Here is a 16,602-nt window from a genome sequence, read left to right as displayed (position 1 = left end):
CACAAGAGATATTAAAACAGGTTTAGTATACGCTTGTATGGTCTGTAATTTATTTTTTAAGTGGTTTGAAGCTGTGATTTTTTATAAGCTGAAAGAATATCAGACTCATAGACCGAATAGAATTCTGGATCAAAATTGGCTTCTGCAAGATGCTGCATCACGTAATTCACATCTCTTTTTTCTGTAAGCCAACGATCAAAAATTTCATGTCGCATTCTGATTCCGAATGTATTGATACCCAAAAACTCTGCGGTTTCCTTATGATAGGATACGGTAATACATTTGGTATCATCCTCATGTATCCAATGAAACTGTTGTTCATATTCTTGTGCTCTTCCAAATACCCAACCATAGGTTTGATATTCGATATCAAGAAATTTGGCACTATTAAACCAATGCCCTGGTTTGTATTCGGTTTTGTTTCCGCAGATAGTCTGCGCTAGTGTTTCTCCCATCATACGACCTGTATACCAAACGGCTTCAATAGGACGGCGATTTCCTATGGCTTCGTGTTGTTCTGCACAATCGCCAATAGCATAAATGTTGGGGATATTGGTTTCGAGAAATCTATTCACTTTTACGCCTCTACCCAGTTCGATACCAGAATCTTTTAAGAAATCTACATTGGGAGACACACCTGGTGTTAGCCCAACGACATTACAATCAATGACTTCTCCTGTTTCTTGCACGACTACAGCTTTGACTTTGCCGTTATCATCGGCAACTATTTCTTTTAGGTTCATTCCTAATCTAAGGTCTATATGATGATTTTGGATATGTCTATTAATCATTCCGCTTTCACCAGCAGGTAAGACAGCATCCCAAAAGCTATTTTCGCGTACCAAAAATGTAACTGGGATATTACGAGAATGAAGCATTTCTGCTAATTCGATACCTATTAATCCTCCTCCAACAATTACAGCACGTTTGCACACCTGATTATTGGGGGCGTGTTTTTCTAGATTTTCGAGGTCTTGTTTGTGATACATACCCATCACTCCATCAAGATCCTGACCTGGCCAACCAAATTTATTGGGTTTAGAACCTACTGCAATAATAAGTTTATCATATGCCATGACTTCTCCACTCGCAAATACAAGCTCATTAGCCTTGTGATTAACTTCGGAAACAAAACCATTTTTAAGTTCGATTCTATTTTTCTCCCAAAACCAATTTTCGTAGGGTTGCGTATGTTCGAATTTCATATGTCCCATATAAATGTACATAAGAGCAGTACGCGAAAAGAAATACTCGGTCTCGGCAGAAATGATAGTGATTTTTTTGTCAGACATTTTACGTATATGCCTGGCAGCAGTAATTCCTGAAATTCCATTTCCGATAATTGCTATATGTTCTTCCATAAAAGATAATTGTTGGTTGTCAATATTTACTAAGAAGTGAACACTTCGGTCAGTAAGTCGTATATAAATATAAGAACTTAAGGAGCTGGATTAATTTAGAATGAATCTAAAAACTGATGATTTTGTAAGGGTTGCTACTTTATATCGAACATGCTTTGAGTTTTGAAACATATAATCAGACGAAAGAACAAAAATCTAAAATTGTTTGTAAGTTGATGATTTGCCATTCGACTGAATTCCCGATTACCAAGGTAAATTTTAACAATTTAAAATACTATAAATTCAGTTTTTTGATTGAACTGGTAAAAAGGTAAAGGATGAAAAAAATAACAATTCTATTGGTTCTTCTCTCAATTCAATTTGGGTTTTCGCAAAGTAGTACTGCGTTTTTTACTAAAGCAGATGACTTTTTTAAAACCTATGTATCTAACGGAAGGATTCATTATAAAAGCATTAAAAAGGACCCATCTTCATTAGAAGAATTATTAAAAATAGCTGCAAATGTAAAAGTTACTACAAGTGACGTTAAAACCTATCAGGCTTTTTATATCAATGCTTATAATTTAGCAGTAATAAAGGGGATAGTAGATAAATATCCAACAAAATCACCATTAGACATCAAAGGTTTTTTTGATAAAACGACTTATACATTAGGAGGTAAAAAAACAACACTCAATGATTTAGAAAATAAAATCCTTCGCAAAAAATTTCCTAATGAAGCTCGATTTCACTTTGTGTTAGTATGTGCAGGTCTTGGATGTCCTCCGATTATACCTTCGGCTTATAAGCCTTCAACATTAGAAGCTCAATTACAACGCCAAACGGTAAAAGCTTTAAATAACCCTAATTTTATTAAAGTGAAGGGTAATAAAGTACAGTTGTCACAAATTTTTGAATGGTATAAAGTAGATTTTACTCAAAACGGGTCAGAAGTGGATTTTGTAAATAAATTCCGAAAAGAGAAAATTCCGACAAATGCCAAAGTATCATATTACTCCTATGATTGGAGCTTAAATCAAGTCAAATAATCACAATTTTTTCAAAATAATCTTTAACAACAAATAAGATTTTTTTCAAAGCTACTTTGAAAGAGGATACTTATATAAAAAACCGCAATAATGAAAATCAAAAAAAGATTAATAACGGCACTAAGCATTTTTGTTATGGCCATAGGATTTGCACAGGATGAGGATTCGGGAAAGTCAAATATTCAGGAATTTACACCATCCAAACTGTTAAGCAAAGGGCAATGGGATGTAAAATTTTTTAATAGCATATATACTCAAACAGAACAAACCGACTCGGGGTCTAAATCGGTAACTATAGATAGACAAACTTTTTTTACGAATACTACTGAAATATTTACGGGGATTAGTAAAAATTCGAGAGTGAATATTGGACTTATCTTTCAGGTTAGAGCAAATACTTATGGAGGAGCAGGAGCACTGGAAGTATTGAGTTTTAAAGATAATACTACTGATGCCAGAAGTGGACTTACTACAATTGCGCCATCAATAAGAATACAACCTTTTAAAAAGATAGCAAACTTTTCACTTACCAGTTCATTTTTTATCCCTGTGTTTGAAGATGTTCCAAATGCACCTTATTTAGATAAAAGAAGTTTTTTCTGGGAGACTAAGTTTTTCTATGATAAAACTTTTGGGGGTAATAAATGGCAGATTTTTACAGAAGCGGATTTTGGATATAATTTTGGAGAAAAGTCGGCAGATGCTGATCCAGCTAGCGAAAATATATCAGAGCGATTTGCAAATAATAGTTTGTTTGTACCATTAAGTGCTTTTTTAAGTTATTTCCCAAGTTCAAAATCTACAGTTTTTGTAAATGCCCAACAGGCTTTTTTGTTTGATTTAGGAAATGATTTTGATCAGGATTATACACAGCTAGGACTTGGAGGAAAGTATCAATTAACTGATGTTCTTAACTTAGAAGCGTCCTTTGGTAAGATTGTTAGAGGAAATAATTTTCAAGGATTAGGTCAGACATTTAGTTTAGGAATCCGAGCGTTGTTTTAAAAAATTGAACATAAAAATTGTACTTTTCAACAGTAACAAAATAAACAATTGAAAAATTGCTATGAAAAAGATTTTTGTGCTACTGCTATTAAGTACTGTTTTTATAAATTGTTCTGGGCAACAACCTAAAATTAACGGGGTTAGTTTTGTAGGGTCTCCAGAGGAGATTACTGCTGCAGAGATTGAACCAGTTGTCAATGTTAATGCTAATTGGGCTGCAGTGATGCCTTTTGGATTTATAAAAAACTTAGAAACTCCGACTGTAGTTTTTAATGTCGAGAGACAATGGTGGGGAGAGCGAAGAGATGGGGCCAAAAAAACAATCGAATTATTACAGGATAGAGAAATCGAGGTAATGCTAAAACCTCAGATATGGGTTTGGAGAGGAGAGTTTACGGGAGATATTAATATGAAATCTGAAGAAGACTGGAATACACTCAAAAAATCATATGAAGATTTTATATTGCTCTATGCAGTATTGGCTGAAGAGATGCAGATTCCAATACTTTGTATTGGTACAGAGTTACATACGTTCGTTCAGAAAAGACCTGAGTTTTGGAATCGATTAATTGCTAAAATACGGTCAGTATATAAAGGAGAGTTAACCTATGCAGAAAACTGGGATCAGTTTGATAAAGTACCTTTTTGGGGTCAACTGGATTATATAGGTGTAGATGCCTATTTTCCGATTTCTCATAGTAAAACACCTACAGTGGAAGAGCTTAAGAATGGCTGGCAGAAACATAAAAATCATATTGTAACATTACAGACTAAAATGAAAAAACCTGTTCTATTTACAGAGTATGGCTATCGAAGCGTTCATTTTACGGCAAAAGAACCTTGGGATTCTAATCGTACAAATGGAAATATTGATCTGAAAGGTCAAAATAATGCATTGACAGCTTTGTATCAGGAATTTTGGAATGAACCTTGGTTTGCAGGGGGATTTCTTTGGAAATGGTACCATAATCATAATAAAGTTGGAGGAGAACGTAATAATAGATTTACAATACAAAACAAACCTTCAGAACAACTAATAAAAGAGTTTTACTCAACAAATAAATGAATCTTTCCCGAATTGCTTTTCTCATATTTTTTACAACCTGTTTCGCCTTTGGGCAAAATAAAGTGGTTTCCGAAATTCGTATACAAGGAAACAAAAAGACCAAAACATCAGCTATAACAAGACTCACTAATATTAAGCAAGGAAAAGCCTTAGATTCTTTGCAGATCGAGAAGGATATTAAGAGGTTAAAGAGATTGCCGGCTATCGCACATGCCTACTATCAGGTTCATGAAAAAGAAGAAGGCTACCAGGTAGTTTATGGAATAGAAGAAAATTTTACTATTATTCCTTCTGCCAATCTTTATACGACTAATAATGATGAATTTGCCTTTAGAGTGGGGTTGTATGAGTTTAACTTATTTGGTCGAAATATAGTTCTGGGGGGATTGTATCAAAATGATATTTATAGTTCTTATGGAGCAAATCTAAGAGCACCATTTTTATTCAGTAAGAAGTTAGGAGTGGCATTTAATTACAGTAATATTACCACAGAAGAACCTGTGTTTCTAGAGAGTGGTACGGCGGATTATAAGTATAACAATACCTCGTATGAAGTATTAGGGTTATATCAATTTAATCTTCAGAATCGTATTGAGTTGGGAGTCAATTACTTTAATGAAGATTATACATATAAGCGTGGTGCTACTGAAGCAGGAATACCACAAGATTTTGATGTTAATAAGCTATTATATAAGTTAATATATGAATACGATAATTTGGATTATGATTACCAATATGTATCTGGATTTAAAAGCACATTAAATTTACAATATGTGATTAGTACCGAAAACGTCTTACCAGATTTTATTATCGGGTGGAATGATTTTTTATACCATAAAAGAATAGGTAAAAAAGGAAATTGGGCTTCTAGGTTACGCTTAGGATTAGCGAGCAATGATGACTCTCCATTTGCACCATTTGCAGTAGATAATAATCTTAATATTAGAGGTGTTGGTAATACAATTGATAGAGGAACGGGGGTAGTTGTACTTAATACCGAGTATAGACACACTCTGTATGAGAAAGATTGGTTTGTATTGCAAAGTAATGTTTTTGTTGACGGAGGAAGTTGGCGCAATCCCGGGGGAGATTTTGGGGATTTTGGAGATTCTCAAAATTTTAGATTATATCCCGGTGTGGGTTTACGTTTTATGCATAAACGAATTTTTAATGCCATTTTTAGAATCGATTATGGGCATGGAGTTACAGACAACGCTACCAAAGGATTTGTATTTGGGATCGGGCAGTATTTTTAAAAATTTGATTTTAATTACATATAAACCAAATTTCGATGAACTTTGTGGATTTCATACCATCAATAAGTAATGAACTATCTATAAAAAGTGCCATTTTCTGTAATATGATGATTAAGAAACAACCTTTTCTTTATAATATCGATATAAATCTTCAGAAGAAGCTCCCATCCATCTTCGCATATGAATATTCAAAAAGTGATACTGCAAGCGCCAAATACCAATCTCTTCATATCGTCTGGCTGAAGTAATTACATGTTTAGGAATGATTACAAATTGATTTATAGCAAAAAGACGATCTACCAAATCATTATCTTCATATACTATAAACGATTCATCATATCCATCAATTTGTTCAAAAAGAGAAGTTGTTATAAATTGGCTTTGATCACCACCTCGACATCGTTTACTCCTAAATTGTGTAAGCCATCCAAGAAAACGTAGCCACCAATGATTAGAATCAAACTTCATTCTGAAACAACCTGCATTATTTCCTTTTTTAACTTCTTTTAGAATATCGGTATCAAAACCTTGAGGAGGAAAAGAATCTGCATGAAGAAAGTACAGGATATCGCCTTTTGCAACATTACCACCTGCATTTAATTGTTTGGCACGACCTTTTTTTGATATGATAAGCCTAATTGCGATTGTTTCATTTTCTATAATAGTATTTACAACATCCCGAGAGCCATCATCACTTCCTCCATCAACAATGATTATTTCTTTTATGTTATCCTTCGCGTTACAGTATCTTATTATATGAGAAACCAAATTAGAAATCGTTTCTGCTTCATTTAAGATGGGGATGATAATAGATATTTTCAATTTTGATATGAATTCATTTATATGGCAAATTTACTCATTTAAAACTCCAACCTAAATTTCTTTATTTTCTTTTTGGTTTCTTAATCTAGTGAAATCGCAGCAGGATCCTTTTTGGATTGTTCATTTAGCTTCCAATTGTATTCTTTGTATCCTTTTTTTGATTGTTTATCAATTTTTATTGCAGAATATCTATTAATAAAATCTTTAACATTTCCACCATTTACTCTAAAATCTTTTTTATACCAGGTAAATATTTTCGAAACTATAACTTTGTCTTTTGTAATAGTGTTAAAAGAAGGGTCATTAATAAACTTTTTAGTTTGATAGTCTAAAGCATTATTTACATTGTTAGCAGTATAAGCTCTATTCCAAATTCTAGGGCAAGAAATTGACGCACAGTTGATAGCAAAGTGAATTCTGGGATCTCCAAATTTTCTTAAGATTTTATGTTCTAACTCGCCTAAACTATGCCATATTCCATCAATTTTGAAGAATTTTTTGCCCCAAGGGTCGTCAAGATCTTTAATACTTTTTATGGGATAACTATCTATTACAAGTTTTATCGTATATGCATTATAGGCATTGATCCAATACGCTAATTTTTCTTCTCTTGCCCAATTTTCCTGAGGCGGATTTTCAGAAAGTTGTTTAAAATATCGATACAATTGAGAGCTATCGTTCATAAATCCATTATAATCTACTTTTCCGTCTTCAGATACATTTAGCAGTAATTGTAGATCCCAAACGGTGTGATCAAAATTGGTTTGTGATTGCATCTGATTTATTGATAGTATAGCAAATAGCATTAATATAATTTTCGGAACTTTCATTTTCTTAAACTTTAGAATAGGTATTATTTAATTTTTATTAACTCGTCTATTTAAGATTTATGTTTTTAGCAGAAAATTAGAGAATGAACTTACTAATAGAATGCTGATTCTATTGATTTTAAGATAACCAATTGTATAATTAAAACAGATATTAAGAGATCATTGTCTAACCAATTTATTTCATAAAACTTAAAGTACAATACATTTGTTTTATTTCACAACAGTTAATTTTGACTCTACCCTATTTCTTTTTTGTTTTCTAATCTAGTACAACTGCTGCAGGATACTCATTTGAATGCTCATTTAGCTTCCAATTATATTCTTTGTATCCTTTTTTTGATTGTTTATCAATTTTTATTGAAGCATATCGATTGATAAAATCTTTAACATTTCCACCATTTACTTTAAAGTCTTTTTTATACCAGGTAAATATTTTCGAAACTATGACTTTATCTTTTGTAATAGTGTTTCGGGTAGGGTCATTAATAAACTTTTCAGTTTGATGATCCAGAGCAGTATTAAGGTTATCGGCAGTATATGCTCTGTTCCATACCACAGGGCAAGAAATTGATGCACAGTTGATAGCAAAGTGAATTCTGGGATCTCCAAATTTTCTTAAAATTTTATGTTCTAGTTCACCTAAACTATGCCATACTCCATCAATTTTGAAGAATTTTTTACCCCAAGGATCATCAAGATCTTTAATACTTTTTAAAGGGTAACTATCTATTACAAGTTTTATGGTATATGCATTATAGGCATTGATCCAATACGCTAATTTCTCTTCTCTTGTCCAATTTTCTTGAGGTGGATTTTCAGAAAGTTGTTTAAAATATCGGTATAATTGAGAGCTGTCTCTCATAAATCCGTTATAATCTACTTTTCCATCATCAGATACATTTAGTAATAATGCTTGATCCCAAATGATGTGATCAAAACTGTTTTGTGATTGCATTTGATTTATTGATAGTATAGCAAATAGCACTAATATAATTTTTGGAGCTTTCATGTTTTTAGGTTTTAGAATGGTTATTATTTAATTTTTATTAATTCTTCTTTTAAGATTTATGTTTTTAGTAGAAAATCAGGAAATGAACTTACAGGTAAAATTTAGTTTCAGTTGATTTTTGAATTCATAACCAAGAATAAAAAATATAGGGTAAGCATGAGGATTATGATTGAAAAATAAGTATAAACAACTGTTTTTTAATGTTTAACGATGAAAAGGGTTTGTGGTTTATTAAGTGTTTCGGTTAGTATTAGAGATAGTTTTTTTAGGTTAACTTTAACTTTTTGAAAAGCCATAATGAACTACTTATTTTCTCTAATTTTTTTCAGAATAAAAAATTCAGGTAAGAAATGAATAAAATACCATAACATTTTACTATTCATTTAAACTCCAATTGTATTTTTTGAAGCTTTTTTTTGCATTAGTATTAATAGCAATTTTGGAGTATTTATTTAAAAAATGAATTAAAGAACCTTCAGTTTTAAAATCTTTTGCAAACCAGGTAAATATTTTAGAAAGTTGAAGACTATTAGAAGTTATTGTATTACGTTTTGGATCATTAATGAAGTCAATGGCTAATTTTTCTAATTCACTATCCACATTTTGAGCAGTGAACGCTTTGTTTAATAACTGAGGGCAAGAAATAGAGGCGCAATTGATCCCAAAATGAATTCTGGGATCTCTCATTTTTCTTAAAATTCTATGTTCTACATCATTAAGAGTATACCATTTGTTTCCTAGTTTAAAAAAACGCAAATCCCATGGATTCTTAATGTCTTTGATGCTTTTTAAAGGATAATTGTCGAGGATTAATTTTATAGTAAATGCATTATATACATTCATCCAATAGGCTAATATATCAGATTTGTTCCAGTTTTCTGCGGGGATATTTTTACGTAATGCAGCTAAATAAGATTTAAGTGCCAGATGGTCTTGTTTAAAACCAATATAGTTTACTGTACCATTATCAGAGACGTGTTTCTGTAGCAAATCATTCCATGATTGATGGTTAAATACTTCAAGAATATCGGCTTTTGGATTTTCCTTTGTTGTAATCGTTTCTTTTTGTTGTTGTGCAGCTTCCTCAACTTCTTCTTCCTCTTCTGGTTCTACTTTTTCAATCGCTGTATCTGGTGCTTTTTCCTCTACTGGAACAGTGATTTTAGGAGAATTTATTTTTTCTTTGGCTGTTGTGTGCTCATCGGGAGTAGTATTCTGAATAGCTTTTTTACTTCCGCCGCAGGCAACAAATACACAAATTAATACAATAAAAAATAAGCTCTTCATTAGACGATCACTTTTTAATTTAACTAAGATACATTTCCTATTGGATAAAACTCTGAGTAAGATGAAGATTCTACTCAAAACTAAACTGGATATACTTTTCTTCTTTGCAAAATAGAATTTGGTTATAATGTGTTTATAATTAGTTAATCAGAAGTTTTAATTTTCTATATGCGAATAAGAATCCGTTGTACAATTGGTTCTTTGAAAAAAAAGGGAAACTTTAAATATTACATATAGTCAGTAATGATATTGTATAAACTACTTATAGAGACTGGCTAATGCTTGTGTGAATAGAGTAACTTCCTCGATAGTTCCTGTACTTATTCTACACCAATCAAAGAAAGGAGGAAATGGTCGACCTATTAAAACTCCTTTTTCTAACACTTCTTTATGTAATGTGCGTATATCTTTTCCAGACTTGAAGAAGATAAAGTTGGTATGCGATTTTACATAGGGGAGTTTAAAAGTATCCAGAGTTTTATAAATCATATCGGCTAAGTTCTAAAAAGCATATTATTTACTACTATGTTTTTAAATTCCATCCAGGCAGTATTGGAAGCAAAGGCTATAGCTGCTACGGTTGCCATTTTACTGGTTGAATTTTTTATTTTTTCTAAGACTAAAAACCAATTCAGATAATTCTGAAGGTATTTTGTTGCCACTCCATTGAAGGGCTCCATAAATTTCCTTAGACGCATATCCATATTATTCACATTTTGTACGTGATATATTTTGTCAACAGCTCTTTGACCCTTCGAAGCATTAAATTTTTTGTGTGCTACCTTCTTGTCTTTTGCAAATGCAGTATAGCTTCTGTGACTGTCGCTACAAAGGGTTTCTACTTTAGCCAACTTCCCTTGTAATATAGTCTCCAAGTCACTTTTACTAATGCGACCTCTGGTAGCTACTTTGAAATCTTTGTTCCCTGATCGGTCACAACTGGCTATCACAGCTACTTTTTCATTACTGAGACCAGCTTTACTTGCCTTTGCGCCACGTTTTCTAGCAGGACGATCCAAATTTCGATTCCCTTTTTCAGAGTAAGCAAAGAAAAGATCATCACTCTCTAGGATTCCTTGGAATTCATCCACACTTACGCTCCCAAAGGAGACAAGTAATTTGTGCCTCCAATCAAAAGAAGTCTGAATAGAAATCCCTGTTTCTTTGGCACTCTTGCGAATACTATATCCAGAGAGTAAACAGAATAAATAACGATTAACTTTGTCTTTCTTCTTGAGGTTGTACCAGAACTTACCGGTAGTTTCACTAAAGTTTTTATGACAAGTATTACAAACATAGCGCTGTACTCCTTTGAGCTTACCATTAGCCTTAATTTTATTGCACTTACAATGAGGACAGCTTATGGCTTTACTCTGATTGCTATCAATCAGGGCTGAACCCTCAGTAGAGATCTCCAATAATGTGGAAACAATTTCTGATTGAACCAAAGCCGATGAACTAATGAAAAAATCTCTAAAATCTTCTGGTATCATTTCTCCGTTTTTATAAAGTAAAGATAAAACATATTCTAATTAGAACTTAGCCATCATATCTTTTGCTTCCCGGGTTTTTTGTAGACTAAAGCTATAAAACTCCTTGTCATTTAGTGCTTCTTTAGCTGCAGCAATAGCAGGAACATTACTATAGGCGACCATATTTCTTCGAAGTTTTTTTGCTAAAGCTGGTTTTGCAATAAGATAACCAATACGAAGACCTGCCATACCATATACTTTTGAAAATGTTCTGGATACGATGACATCTTTTTCTTGTTTTACGAGTTCGACCATCGAAGGGTAGTCAGGATCTTCTATATAATCATAATAAGCTTCATCACTAAATAAAATAGTCTTATTACTAATAGCATCACAAAAATCTATTAGTTTTTCTGAAGGGAGAATAGTAGACGTTGGATTATTGGGGTTACAAAGAAAAACTAGTTTTGTTTTTGAAGAAATTCGTTTTTCGATCTCTTCCATATCATATCCTTTATCGTCACCAACTGGTACCCAATTTACCTCTGCTCCCCATTGCTTGGCATAGGTCATCATTGCCAGAAAAGTGGGTTTGCCTGCAATAATTTCTCCTCCATTTGCAGCAAAAGTGAGCCCAGTGATTTTTAAGCCTTCTGTAGAACCACCGCAGATGATAATATGATCTTTGGTTACTCCTTCTTTTTGAGCTAAAATTGTGGCTAGTTCATCGGCATATGCATATGGATATCGACAGCTATGATCAAAAGCAGCTATGATAGCTTTTCTTACTCTTTCTGAAGGGCCATAAGGATTCTCATTAGAACTTAATCGTATGCGTTTTGATAGCGGTCTGGGATTGAATTTGTTGATTTCTTCTAATGTCAGGGCATTAGTAATACCTATACCTCCTAATAATGCAAAACTCCCTCCCAACGAAGTGGATTTTAGCCATTGTCTTCTATCCATGATATTTTATCTTTAAAATGATTTGCTTTCTAAAGATAACAATTTATTGATTTTAAAGCTCTTAAGGATTTAATTAAACTTCATAAATTTTGAAATTCAATTATACTATATTTTGAAGTAACTTAAATAATAATCCGCTAGCAATAGCTGCTATCGGAAGAGTAAGTACCCAGGATAATAATATTTTAGAAATCATCTTAGGGTTTGCTTTTTTGGTTACAGTACCGATTCCAAATATAGAACCAACAGATACATGTGTTGTAGAAACAGGTAAACCATGAATACTTGCTGTGGTTACTAATAAACCTGTAATCATGTTAGCGGTAAACCCTTGCCCAGAATTCATAGGTGTGATTTTTTTACTCATAATAACACCAACTTTTTTGGCATTTATGAGTCCTCCTAATGCCATGGTTATAGCAACAGCAATCATTCCCCATTTAATATCCAAAGTATTAATGATTAATAGTAACCCTACAATCTTAGGAGTATCGTTAAGTCCACGTGCAAAACTAACAATCCCGGCACTTAGGTAATGCAAACTGTCTAATATTTTCTGTGAATTAACACCTAATAATTTTCCGTTATAGGTCTCTACTTTGGTGTGGTGGATAGAAGCTGTAATCTTGGTTTCTGTAGCAACTGTATTCATATGATTTGCTGAAACTGTTATCGCTTCTGCTTCTTGCTTTTTATCAATATAGATACCACTGTTTTTTGTGATATTAAGTTTTTTCCTGATATATCTAAAAATGATATATAATAATAAACTTAATACAGCTGCCATTAAAGGACTTACAATAAGAGGAACTAAAAACGTTTTCCCAAGTTTTGCAAAATTAAACTCGGTACCAATGGCCATTACTCCGGCGCCAAAAAGAGCGCCTACAAGGCTATGAGTTGTTGATATTGGCATTCCTATTCTTGTGGCAATAAACACAGTGAAAGCAGCTCCAAGAGCAATAGAGATTGCAAAAATTGGCATCTGGATTAATTCATTAGGAACCAGTCCTTTTCCAGAAAAGTTTTTTACCAATTCTTCAGCTAAAAAGATAGCAGCCACAGAACCTGAAAATGTTGTTATTGTAGCCCAGTTTATTGCTTTTTTGTAATTAGTAGTTCCGCTTCCGAAGAGTGTGGCAACGCCTTTAAAATTATCATTTGCACCATTACTATAAGCCAAGAAACAAGCAGCAATAAAAAGAAGAATCAATATCATTAGTATCCAGTTAAGAATTAGTTGTCCATAATCCGACGTATTGTATTGGGCTACCTTACAGTATTTATGAAAGAAAACAAAAAAAGAAGCCGAAGGCAAATACTTGTCTTCGACTTCTCTAGTTATAGTTAATTAGCCCTCGCTTTTAACAGCATCCACCTCCATCATAATGGTAGGTAGATTCACTAATAAATATATCATCTCTGTTTAAATCTGCTATAGCACCAGCGGTCTTATCACATATGGCTATTGGTTGATTCTTAAGTAATACGTGGCCTTTTTTATCATCAAAATAATCTTCATCTCCAAAGTATATCGCTGCTTTTCCTGTAAATATACAGGGGCCATCTTCTGGCATTGGATCTTTGATTGCAGCTACTTCTATAGACTCTATGTAGATCAATTCATCAGTATCATAATGTTTTGGATCCAAAATTCTATAAGGTTTACGTGCTCTGATTTCGATAGTACCAAAACCTACATCGGTTAACGCTTTTACATATTCTGCAATAGGTAAACTTCCACTTAGACATAAAGCTCTTAATCGCTCGTCATTACGCAATGTATCATTCATCGGTTGCTCACAAGTTGGATCACTCATAACCAATCTTCCGTGTGGTTTTAATACTCGATACATTTCTTCGATTGCTTTTCGAAGATCATCTGCTTTAAAAATATTAAACAAACAATTTTGTGCAGCAACATCAATACTGTTATCTTCTACAGGAAGATTAAGAGCATCTCCATACCTTAGATCAACGAACTCACTTTTAAACCAGTCATTTTGAGCTTCGGCTTCTTCAAAATTCTTACGAGAAGCTTCCAACATTTCATTAACAACATCAATTCCTATAACACCACCTTTTTGACGAGAAAAATAAGAGAATTGTAATAATTCCATTCCACCTCCAACTCCTACATATAAGGTTTTTGGAGAATTAGTCAAATCACGTGCATTTACCGTACTACCACAGCCATAATTCATTTCCTGCATAATTTTAGGAATTTTAAGCCCGGGTAGTTCCCAGATTGGGTTAGTGGTACAGCATAAACCTACATCGGGGGTTAATGCCGCTTCTTTATACACATCGTGAGTGGTATTTAAGTAGCTCATATAGTATTTTTTGTCTTTCCAGTTAAGAAGGAAATATAAGTTATTTTGGGTTATAATAAGTTTTGTCGAAAAGTGAGAAAAAAACTTTCATCACGACTTACAATGATTTTATCAATGCTTTGAATAACAGTATCATTTCTGGTTCTGCTTTTCCTGCCATTGCAATAATTTCATCGATATTTATGGGTTTTAGATCATCGGGATCACATTCGTCAGTAAGAACAGAAACTGCAGCTACAGACAGATCCAGGTGATTAGCTACAATCACTTCGGGCACGGTACTCATTCCTACTGCATCGGCACCGATAATTTTAAGATAACGATACTCTGCCCGAGTCTCTAGTTGAGGACCTACTACAGAGGCATATACTCCTTTATGAAGATTGATGTTGTTTTCTCTGGCAATAGATTCGAGTTTTGCATTTATATCTGCATCATAAGGAGCACTCATATCTGTAAAGCGACTTCCTAATTGTTCTACACCTTTAAAAGCCAGAGGCGAGCTTCCTTGTAAGTTAATGTGATCATCGATAAGCATTAATTCTCCTTTTTTGAAATTGAGATTAACAGCTCCAGAAGCATTAGAAACTAATAAAGTTTTGATCCCTAGTTTTTGCATGATACGTACCGGATAGGTAACATCCTGAAGCGAATATCCTTCATAAAGATGAAAACGTCCTTGCATGACTACTACATTTTTACCTTCTAGTTTTCCATAAATTAATTTTCCTTTATGAAATTCTACAGTAGCTGTTGGGAAATTAGGAATGTGATTATAACTTACTTCTTTAATGATGTCTATTTCATTAATTAATTGCCCTAATCCAGTTCCTAGTATGATTCCTATTTCAGGATTTTCAAAGCCTTTTTTCTGAAGGAATTCTGTGGTTTCTTCGATGTATTTGATCATATTTTTTTGTTAGCTTATATTACCAATTTAACTTTCTAATTACGCATTAAATAGTTTGTTTTCCTCAATTTTTTTGTTAAAATATTTTGCCTTAATCTTGAAAAAAATAATTCAATTTAATTATACGTCATCAAAAAATTAAATTGGTAGAAATTTTTGAAAAACGGTAATGTCTTTAATATCTTCATAATAATCAATATCATTGCGTTCTTCCAATAATTTTAGGTTTTCTTTTTGAATATTTTTTAATGTATCCTTAAGAACAGTTTCTGTTCCCCAGGTTTTATTTTTAAAAACTTGTGAATTTAAGGATTTCATTCCAAATAAATAGTATCCTCCATCTTCTGCAGGACCAATTACATACTCATGAGATGCCAAAGCCAGAAATGCATTTTCAATATCTTTTTGAGTTAAATCATACATATCACTTCCGATAATGATAATGTTCTGATATCCATTAGCAAAACCTGCTGCAAAAGCGTACTCCATTCGCTGCCCCAAATCATCTCCGACCTGTTGTTTTTTGGCATAAATCTCTGGACTCCAGGAGTCATTATCTCTTATTTGTACAGAATAATGAACTTCTTTGTCTACTTTCAGGTTTTTGGTGATTTCAACTGTGTGTTGTAGTAGAAATTTATAAATATCCAAAGCTGGTTGGTCTCCAATAGTAGCAGCCAATCGCGTTTTACATTTACCCAATTCTGGATTTCGGGTAAAGATTAGAAGTAAATTTTTTTCTTTCAATTCGAATAGATTTTTTTTCCTTTATGTAACCATTTACCCCATTTTTTAGAATATGTATGGATTTCATCTGTTAATTCTTCATTAGAATTTAGAATGGGGAGGTCATTATTTTTCCATTCAAAAATACCTCCATATAAATTATAAACATTAGTATATCCGGCTTTTTTAAGTTGTTCTGAAATATCTTCTGATCGAATACCTATACTGCAATAGACAACTATATAAGGATCTTTTGATATGTGTTGTTGAGTAAAAGATTTTATTTTGAAATGGTCATATCCTATATGGACAGCATTTTTTAAATGGCTTACCTGATATTCTTTTTTCTCTCTTGCGTCTAATAATAATACTGTATCCTGAATAGTTTCTAATGTTGAAACCGAAATGTAGGGAATGCTTTCGTTATTGTATTGACGTAGTAATTCATCTAATGAATTTTGAGCACTAGTTATAACAGAAAAAAATAATGATATTGAAAGTATAAAAATCTTCATTTGGGGTCTCGAGAAA

17 protein-coding genes are annotated in these 16,602 nt (G+C 32.8%); 4 read left to right on the top strand and 13 right to left on the bottom strand.

Going from position 1 to position 16,602, the window contains the following annotated elements; translation table 11 throughout:
• Positions 1-56: 56 nt before the first annotated feature.
• A complete protein-coding gene (locus ATE84_RS00735; protein WP_101444985.1) occupies positions 57-1,361 on the bottom strand; it encodes an NAD(P)/FAD-dependent oxidoreductase in 1,305 nt (434 codons plus the stop codon).
• A 317-nt stretch (positions 1,362-1,678) separates the two neighbouring features.
• Here ATE84_RS00735 and ATE84_RS00730 point away from each other — a divergent pair, with 317 nt between their 5' ends.
• The 4 genes from ATE84_RS00730 to ATE84_RS00715 all read left to right on the top strand — a co-directional run bounded on the left by ATE84_RS00730 (position 1,679) and on the right by ATE84_RS00715 (position 5,716).
• Positions 1,679-2,389, top strand: a complete 711-nt coding sequence (locus ATE84_RS00730; protein ID WP_101444984.1) for a DUF547 domain-containing protein — start codon at positions 1,679-1,681, stop codon at positions 2,387-2,389.
• Between the two features lie 90 nt (positions 2,390-2,479).
• Positions 2,480-3,394, top strand: coding sequence for a hypothetical protein (locus tag ATE84_RS00725; RefSeq protein ID WP_101444982.1), 915 nt, complete (start codon positions 2,480-2,482; stop codon positions 3,392-3,394).
• 61 nt (positions 3,395-3,455) lie between these two features.
• Positions 3,456-4,460 (top strand): glycoside hydrolase, encoded by a 1,005-nt coding sequence (locus tag ATE84_RS00720; RefSeq protein WP_101444981.1) that lies wholly within the window; start codon positions 3,456-3,458, stop codon positions 4,458-4,460.
• Positions 4,457-5,716, top strand: a complete 1,260-nt coding sequence (locus ATE84_RS00715) for an FtsQ-type POTRA domain-containing protein (RefSeq protein WP_101444979.1) — start codon at positions 4,457-4,459, stop codon at positions 5,714-5,716. The genes ATE84_RS00720 and ATE84_RS00715 overlap by 4 nt, the downstream gene beginning before the upstream one ends.
• A gap of 111 nt (positions 5,717-5,827) precedes the next feature.
• Here ATE84_RS00715 and ATE84_RS00710 read toward each other — a convergent pair whose 3' ends face one another.
• The 12 genes from ATE84_RS00710 to ATE84_RS00655 all read right to left on the bottom strand — a co-directional run bounded on the left by ATE84_RS00710 (position 5,828) and on the right by ATE84_RS00655 (position 16,586).
• The gene (locus tag ATE84_RS00710) at positions 5,828-6,538 is read right to left on the bottom strand and encodes a TIGR04283 family arsenosugar biosynthesis glycosyltransferase (protein ID WP_233195726.1); all 711 of its coding nucleotides are present in this window, start codon (positions 6,536-6,538) and stop codon (positions 5,828-5,830) included.
• An 80-nt stretch (positions 6,539-6,618) separates the two neighbouring features.
• Positions 6,619-7,368 carry a DUF547 domain-containing protein gene (locus tag ATE84_RS00705; protein WP_101444975.1) on the bottom strand — a complete coding sequence of 250 codons (750 nt, stop codon included), beginning with the start codon at positions 7,366-7,368 and terminating at the stop codon, positions 6,619-6,621.
• 259 nt (positions 7,369-7,627) lie between these two features.
• The gene (locus ATE84_RS00700; RefSeq protein WP_101444974.1) at positions 7,628-8,377 is read right to left on the bottom strand and encodes a DUF547 domain-containing protein; all 750 of its coding nucleotides are present in this window, start codon (positions 8,375-8,377) and stop codon (positions 7,628-7,630) included.
• Positions 8,378-8,752: 375 nt separating this feature from the next.
• A complete protein-coding gene (locus tag ATE84_RS00695; RefSeq protein WP_101444972.1) occupies positions 8,753-9,664 on the bottom strand; it encodes a DUF547 domain-containing protein in 912 nt (303 codons plus the stop codon).
• Between the two features lie 258 nt (positions 9,665-9,922).
• Positions 9,923-10,153, bottom strand: coding sequence for a hypothetical protein (locus ATE84_RS00690; RefSeq protein ID WP_101444971.1), 231 nt, complete (start codon positions 10,151-10,153; stop codon positions 9,923-9,925).
• Between the two features lie 5 nt (positions 10,154-10,158).
• A complete protein-coding gene (locus ATE84_RS00685) occupies positions 10,159-11,157 on the bottom strand; it encodes an IS1595 family transposase (RefSeq protein ID WP_101444842.1) in 999 nt (332 codons plus the stop codon).
• A gap of 39 nt (positions 11,158-11,196) precedes the next feature.
• Positions 11,197-12,102 carry a histidinol-phosphate transaminase gene (locus tag ATE84_RS00680; protein WP_101444970.1) on the bottom strand — a complete coding sequence of 302 codons (906 nt, stop codon included), beginning with the start codon at positions 12,100-12,102 and terminating at the stop codon, positions 11,197-11,199.
• 100 nt (positions 12,103-12,202) lie between these two features.
• Positions 12,203-13,321, bottom strand: a complete 1,119-nt coding sequence (locus ATE84_RS00675; RefSeq protein ID WP_101444969.1) for an inorganic phosphate transporter — start codon at positions 13,319-13,321, stop codon at positions 12,203-12,205.
• A gap of 145 nt (positions 13,322-13,466) precedes the next feature.
• The gene (arsM, locus tag ATE84_RS00670; protein ID WP_101444968.1) at positions 13,467-14,435 is read right to left on the bottom strand and encodes an arsenosugar biosynthesis arsenite methyltransferase ArsM; all 969 of its coding nucleotides are present in this window, start codon (positions 14,433-14,435) and stop codon (positions 13,467-13,469) included.
• Between the two features lie 97 nt (positions 14,436-14,532).
• On the bottom strand, positions 14,533-15,345 hold the full coding sequence (locus ATE84_RS00665) for a purine-nucleoside phosphorylase (RefSeq protein ID WP_101444966.1): 813 nt from the start codon (positions 15,343-15,345) through the stop codon (positions 14,533-14,535).
• A 138-nt stretch (positions 15,346-15,483) separates the two neighbouring features.
• Positions 15,484-16,092 carry a TIGR04282 family arsenosugar biosynthesis glycosyltransferase gene (locus ATE84_RS00660; RefSeq protein ID WP_101444964.1) on the bottom strand — a complete coding sequence of 203 codons (609 nt, stop codon included), beginning with the start codon at positions 16,090-16,092 and terminating at the stop codon, positions 15,484-15,486.
• Positions 16,089-16,586: a rhodanese-like domain-containing protein gene (locus tag ATE84_RS00655; RefSeq protein ID WP_101444962.1), complete on the bottom strand. Its 498-nt coding sequence runs from the start codon at positions 16,584-16,586 to the stop codon at positions 16,089-16,091. The genes ATE84_RS00660 and ATE84_RS00655 overlap by 4 nt, the downstream gene beginning before the upstream one ends.
• Between the last annotated feature and the right edge of the window lie 16 nt (positions 16,587-16,602).

This window comes from Aquimarina sp. MAR_2010_214 (genome assembly GCF_002846555.1).
In the GTDB taxonomy this organism is placed as follows: Bacteria; Bacteroidota; Bacteroidia; order Flavobacteriales; family Flavobacteriaceae; genus Aquimarina.
Note: the sequence above shows the minus strand (reverse complement) of the source record. Positions and strands in the feature narration are given on the sequence as shown.

Coding starts and splice junctions, on each gene's coding strand:
- ATE84_RS00730 (WP_101444984.1), top strand. CDS start 1,679: ATGAAAAAAATAACAATTCTATTGGTTCTTCTCTCAATTCAATTTGGG.
- ATE84_RS00675 (WP_101444969.1), bottom strand. CDS start 13,321: ATGATATTGATTCTTCTTTTTATTGCTGCTTGTTTCTTGGCTTATAGT.
- ATE84_RS00690 (WP_101444971.1), bottom strand. CDS start 10,153: ATGATTTATAAAACTCTGGATACTTTTAAACTCCCCTATGTAAAATCG.
- ATE84_RS00715 (WP_101444979.1), top strand. CDS start 4,457: ATGAATCTTTCCCGAATTGCTTTTCTCATATTTTTTACAACCTGTTTC.
- ATE84_RS00725 (WP_101444982.1), top strand. CDS start 2,480: ATGAAAATCAAAAAAAGATTAATAACGGCACTAAGCATTTTTGTTATG.
- arsM (WP_101444968.1), bottom strand. CDS start 14,435: ATGAGCTACTTAAATACCACTCACGATGTGTATAAAGAAGCGGCATTA.
- ATE84_RS00720 (WP_101444981.1), top strand. CDS start 3,456: ATGAAAAAGATTTTTGTGCTACTGCTATTAAGTACTGTTTTTATAAAT.
- ATE84_RS00700 (WP_101444974.1), bottom strand. CDS start 8,377: ATGAAAGCTCCAAAAATTATATTAGTGCTATTTGCTATACTATCAATA.
- ATE84_RS00705 (WP_101444975.1), bottom strand. CDS start 7,368: ATGAAAGTTCCGAAAATTATATTAATGCTATTTGCTATACTATCAATA.
- ATE84_RS00685 (WP_101444842.1), bottom strand. CDS start 11,157: ATGATACCAGAAGATTTTAGAGATTTTTTCATTAGTTCATCGGCTTTG.
- ATE84_RS00665 (WP_101444966.1), bottom strand. CDS start 15,345: ATGATCAAATACATCGAAGAAACCACAGAATTCCTTCAGAAAAAAGGC.
- ATE84_RS00695 (WP_101444972.1), bottom strand. CDS start 9,664: ATGAAGAGCTTATTTTTTATTGTATTAATTTGTGTATTTGTTGCCTGC.
- ATE84_RS00735 (WP_101444985.1), bottom strand. CDS start 1,361: ATGGAAGAACATATAGCAATTATCGGAAATGGAATTTCAGGAATTACT.
- ATE84_RS00680 (WP_101444970.1), bottom strand. CDS start 12,102: ATGGATAGAAGACAATGGCTAAAATCCACTTCGTTGGGAGGGAGTTTT.
- ATE84_RS00655 (WP_101444962.1), bottom strand. CDS start 16,586: ATGAAGATTTTTATACTTTCAATATCATTATTTTTTTCTGTTATAACT.